This is a genomic window from Gallibacterium faecale, assembly GCF_027920745.1.
GTDB classification, from domain to species: domain Bacteria; phylum Pseudomonadota; class Gammaproteobacteria; order Enterobacterales; family Pasteurellaceae; genus Gallibacterium; species Gallibacterium faecale.
Genome location: NZ_JAQIBB010000007.1, coordinates 1 through 4,887 on the forward strand (window position 1 = coordinate 1; position 4,887 = coordinate 4,887).

At 37.3% G+C, this 4,887-nt stretch carries 5 protein-coding genes and 1 pseudogene; 2 read left to right on the forward strand and 4 right to left on the reverse strand.

What is annotated here, in order from left to right; translation table 11 throughout:
- From PF272_RS01035 to zapB, 3 genes are all read right to left on the reverse strand, one after another.
- Positions 1-750, reverse strand: a 750-nt coding sequence (locus PF272_RS01035) for a DMT family transporter (protein WP_333781479.1), incomplete at its 3' end; no start/stop codon positions are given.
- Positions 635-901 (reverse strand): hypothetical protein, encoded by a 267-nt coding sequence (locus PF272_RS12900; RefSeq protein ID WP_333781480.1) that lies wholly within the window; start codon positions 899-901, stop codon positions 635-637. The genes PF272_RS12900 and PF272_RS01035, both read right to left, overlap by 116 nt.
- A gap of 172 nt (positions 902-1,073) precedes the next feature.
- Positions 1,074-1,313 carry a cell division protein ZapB gene (gene zapB / locus PF272_RS01040; protein ID WP_065235139.1) on the reverse strand — a complete coding sequence of 80 codons (240 nt, stop codon included), beginning with the start codon at positions 1,311-1,313 and terminating at the stop codon, positions 1,074-1,076.
- Positions 1,314-1,482: 169 nt separating this feature from the next.
- Here zapB and glpX point away from each other — a divergent pair, with 169 nt between their 5' ends.
- A complete protein-coding gene (gene glpX / locus PF272_RS01045; RefSeq protein ID WP_065235138.1) occupies positions 1,483-2,499 on the forward strand; it encodes a class II fructose-bisphosphatase in 1,017 nt (338 codons plus the stop codon).
- A 253-nt stretch (positions 2,500-2,752) separates the two neighbouring features.
- Positions 2,753-3,418 (forward strand): annotated as a pseudogene (locus tag PF272_RS01050) (IS256 family transposase, variant Zn-binding type); the annotation flags it as partial.
- A 188-nt stretch (positions 3,419-3,606) separates the two neighbouring features.
- Here the strand turns inward: PF272_RS01050 and PF272_RS01055 are convergent.
- A partial coding sequence (locus PF272_RS01055) for a YadA-like family protein (protein WP_271141315.1) occupies positions 3,607-4,887 on the reverse strand: 1,281 nt, incomplete at its 5' end.

Here is a 4,887-nt window from a genome sequence, read left to right on the forward strand (position 1 = left end):
TTTATGCCCTGCTGATGAAAAGAAAGCCCCAAAAACTACAACACCCGCACCTAAATAATTCACTATATTTAAACTTGGATAACTAAAATAACTTGGCGCGATAAGGGCAAAAAGATATGAAAATAGCATAGTCACAATCGGGATCAATGGCATAATCATACTAATTTTAGATACATCCCACCGATTTAACGCCTCAGCATAACAACCATAAGCTAAGATAGTCCCGACACATCCATAAAATAAAAACAGTAAAGTAATTGGCGAAAGCGTAGCTAATTGAGATGGATCTGCCGTTGGTAAAAACACTAATGTACATCCTAAATACATCACAAATAAAATTTGTTGGGAACTAAAATATCTGAGCAAAAATTTCTGTGCCACTGCATAAACTACCCACACTACACTCGACATCACACAGAAGAAAATACCTAATGAAAAATTATTCACATAAGAAAAATCAGCAAAACGATCATTAAAAAATAAACCTAATCCTATTAATAAAATAAACAATCCAATTTTTTGATGACGTAATAGTTTTTCTTTAAAAATAAAAATGCCACAAATTAGCATAAAAAAGGAAGATAACGGGCTTAATACTTGACTTACTGTCGCCGGAATATATTTGAGAGTTAAATTATATAGTAGAAAATTTGCACAAAGCCCAATAATCCCTAATAACAGAAAAATAAGATGTTGGCGTTTTAATAATGGACGCAAAGCCTGTTTTTTCCCCATAATAAAGAATAAGATAAGCACCCACAGCAGCAACGAAAAACCGGCACCAAACAACGGTTTGATTATCGATATAAGGTAATACAGGTTGCAAAATAATAGGTAATGTTCCCCACATCAAAATTGCAATTAATACTAAAATAAACCCAATAATAGGTTGCTGTTTCATCTTATCAATCCTATCAATATTTCTTTTACATCATTTCTACAATAGTGATTAAACAAGAAAATAGAATCAAATCTAATCATGATCAGATCTGATTCTATTCTCTATTTTTCAGAAAAATGAACCCTCTTTATTAAGCCATAATAAAGTGGGTTGCTATCAAAAAAGCGTTTAATTAAACGTTCTCAATTTGTCCAATTAATGAACGTAAACGTTCTTGCCAACGTTGTTGTTCTTCTTTTAATTGTGCATTTTCTGCATTAAGTTGAGATTTTTCTGCTTGAAGAGCTTGATTTGCTTGTTCTGCGTTTGCTTTTTGCTCTTTTAATTCTTCAATTTCAAGTTGAAGAAGTTGGATAGTTTCTACTGCTTGTTTAATTTTTGCTTCAAGTTGATCTAAGATTTCTAAAGACATTGTTATTCTTCCTCATTAGTTGTCCAATACATCAGGATGGCTAACATTCTATCTTAGATAAGATTCCATTTCATCTAAATTAAAAAAATCTTTCACAAATTAGTTAAGCAATCGTTTGCCAAGTGCTAGAATTAGGCGGTTTTGACAATCAATAGGGTAAGGAAAAATTATGAAAAGAGCATTGGCAATTGAATTTTCTCGTGTCACCGAGGCTGCAGCATTAGCGGGTTTCTCATGGCTAGGTCGTGGAGATAAAAATGCAGCAGATGCAGCTGCTGTGAAAGCGATGCGGACGATGTTAAATCAAATTGAAATGAACGGAGAAATTGTTATCGGTGAGGGTGAAATAGATGAAGCACCAATGCTATATATTGGAGAAAAGCTAGGTAAAGGAACTCAAGAAGAACCAATTGCCATTGCAGTTGACCCTATCGAAGGTACTCGTATGGTAGCCATGGGACAAGCTAATGCGATTGCTGTATTAGCTGCTGGTGGTCCGAATACATTTCTACGTGCACCTGATATGTATATGGAAAAATTAGTCGTTGGTCCAGAAGTGAAAGGTATGGTTGATCTCAATCTTCCTTTAGAACAAAACTTACGTCGTGTTGCTTCAAAAATGGGTAAATTGTTATCTCAACTTACTGTGGTCACCTTAGATAAACCACGCCATAAAAATGTGATTTATAAAATGCAACAACTTGGTGTCAAAGTTTTGGCAATTCCTGATGGTGATGTCGCTGCTGCATTGCTTTGTTGTTTACCTGATACAGGTGTCGATATGATGTATTGTATTGGTGGTGCGCCAGAGGGAGTAGTAGCTGCTGCAGGAATTCGTGCTTTAGGTGGTGAAATGCAAGCTCGCTTACTAACCAGAGAGGTTGTTAAAGGCGATAGTGAAGAAAACCGTCAGTTTGCAGAAAGCGAACGCCGTCGCTGCCAAGAAATGGGTGTAGAGATTAATAAAGTATTACTGCTTGATGAGTTAGTCCGCGATGATAATCTTGTTTTCTCAGCTACGGGAATTACCCATGGCGATTTACTCAAAGGTGTACACCGTAAAGGTGATATCGCAACAACAGAAACCCTCCTGATTCGTGGACGTTCTCGGACGATTCGTCGTATTCAATCATTCCACTATTTAGATAGAAAAGATCCTGAAATCTATCGTTTAATCAATCAATAATTGCACTAAATAGAGAAAAACCACGCTATCAGCGTGGTCAGACTGTTGACAAACCCACCTATCCAAAGTCATTTGATAATAAAAGTGGGTTTGTTTTTTTACTTTGTTACTTTTCGCTTGCTTTTCCTTTCAGATAACTGGGCAAGCGGTCATTTTCTCTGATTGTTTTACCACTGCCTCAAACACGCAAAATTGGCGCCATAAATAAGACAAAAAAGCCCATACCAAAACCAAACTAAAAACGCCAGAAAAACGCGTGTTAAATCTGATTATGGATGTGACGTTCTTTGGACGAAATTTTGGCGTGTTAGTTTTGATGGATTCATTATCAGGTAATGTAGTTTACCATCAAATAGTCAAAACAGAAAAAGATGACTATTACAAAATAGCCATGAATAAACTCAGAGAAAAAGGCGATAAAATTCAAGCAATTACTTGTGATGGGAGAAGAGGTTTATTGAAAGATTTGCTCAATACACCAACGCAGATGTGTCAATTTCATAGGGTGGCGATGGTGATGAGAAAGTTAAGAAAAAATCATCAATCTGAAGCAGGAAAAGCATTAAAAGTAATAGCAAAAACCTTAAAAAGTAGTCACAAAGCGGAATTTTATCGGCGATTACATTATTGGTATTTAGAACATCAAGAATTTTTAAATGAACGGTCAGAAAAGGCCAATGAACGAGGTTATTTTCCCTATAAACATCGATATATTCGAGGAGCTTATGCGCGTTTAAAGCGTTATGAAAAGTATTTATTTACCTATGAGAAATATCCAGAATTAAATATAGAAAAAACAACCAATCGAATAGAAGGATTATTTAGTGAACTGAAGCGGAAATTAAATAATCACAACGGCTTAACGAAAAAACGTAAGATTATGTTTATACAGGATTTTTTAAATAAAAAGAGTTGCTAATAATCTTAGAAAATAATTATTAGCAACCACTTTGTCCACTTGGTGTAGTTTTTTAAAAATCAGCAACCATTTCGTCTACTACACCGTTATATTTGGTTATAAAAATCTGCACCTCTGTATGTTGTTGGATAATAAGTCCAACTTTTGGGGTGCATATCATGTAAGATTGTGTTTAATCTTCCACATGATTACCAAGTATAACCCACGCTGACACTAGCTCCTGTATTACCTGCACTGCTCGTCATACCGGAGAAACGAACCCCCAACTTACCATTATCGGAAAGTCTAGAGAAACCTAATGCAACAGCACTTTCACCTTTGAAGGTAGCAGCACCCATTGAGATGGTTGTTCTTCCTGGTTGAGTTGCCTGCTGTAGACCGGCAGCTGCCATTGCACCGGCAATCCCCGCTCTTGATTCCTCAGTAAGGTTATCAACGCGTGCATTGACTTGGCTAATAGCTTGGGTTGCACCGGCAGCTATACGATTAACTTGCCCCACGGTTGCCACATCAGATGCCTCCACACCATCTGCAATGCCTGTCAGACGAGCACCATTTAGATTTAATGCAGCCGGCACTTGGTTGCCGTATTTATCAGTGTATGCCGGATCAGAGGTTATTTTCACCTTGCCTTGACCAATCGTAATTGAGTTTTCAACCTTGATATCTTTGTTTAAACCCACTTTATACGCTTGTTTATCAGCATTGGCGAGCGGTTTTTCAACAACAATATTACCATCCAAGCTTTCAACATCAATATTCGATCTTCTTACAACCTCTTTAAATGCATCGCTAATCGTTGCTTTACCCGTACCTCCGATTCCATCTGTACCGTTTTTAACAGTTACTTTGCCTTCTTTGTTTTCAAAGTCATTGCCAAGAACATCAGCAACAGATTGAGCTGTAGCATGGAGTTGAGCTCCATTAACTGCTTGTTTGCTGCCTTGTGCTACTTTGCCTTCAGCAACATTATCCACAGTTAATCCTTTATCCGGATTAGCAGGATTAACTACTTTCAATCCAGCAATAGCTACATCCTTAATACTTGGATCAATTTCTCCGTTTTGATTCACACCAACGAATTTATCGCCCACTTTCACTAAGGTATCACCCTTGCTATTGATGTAACTCATTGGAATACCATTGACTTCGACAGTGTAACTAATCACATTCGCTAAACCTGAGTCAACCTTAGATACTTTGGTATTTTTACCATCTACCATAACTACAGTTGTATTAGGTTTAACTTGTCCAACATGGGCTGTTTCTTTGACTGAAACTTTTCCATCAACAACTTCTTGTGTACCGGTACTAAGTGCAAATCCAGCATTAGCGGTGTTTGCAACTGCGGTTACTTCATTTTGAAGAGCGTGTAACTGGCCTCCTGTGACAGCCTCTTTGCTGTCAGGAGCAATTTCACCGTCCGCAATATTACCTAACTTAGTCGCCTCTGTTGTACTGCCTGATGC

Coding starts and splice junctions, on each gene's coding strand:
- zapB (WP_065235139.1), bottom strand. CDS start 1,313: ATGTCTTTAGAAATCTTAGATCAACTTGAAGCAAAAATTAAACAAGCA.
- glpX (WP_065235138.1), top strand. CDS start 1,483: ATGAAAAGAGCATTGGCAATTGAATTTTCTCGTGTCACCGAGGCTGCA.
- PF272_RS12900 (WP_333781480.1), bottom strand. CDS start 901: ATGAAACAGCAACCTATTATTGGGTTTATTTTAGTATTAATTGCAATT.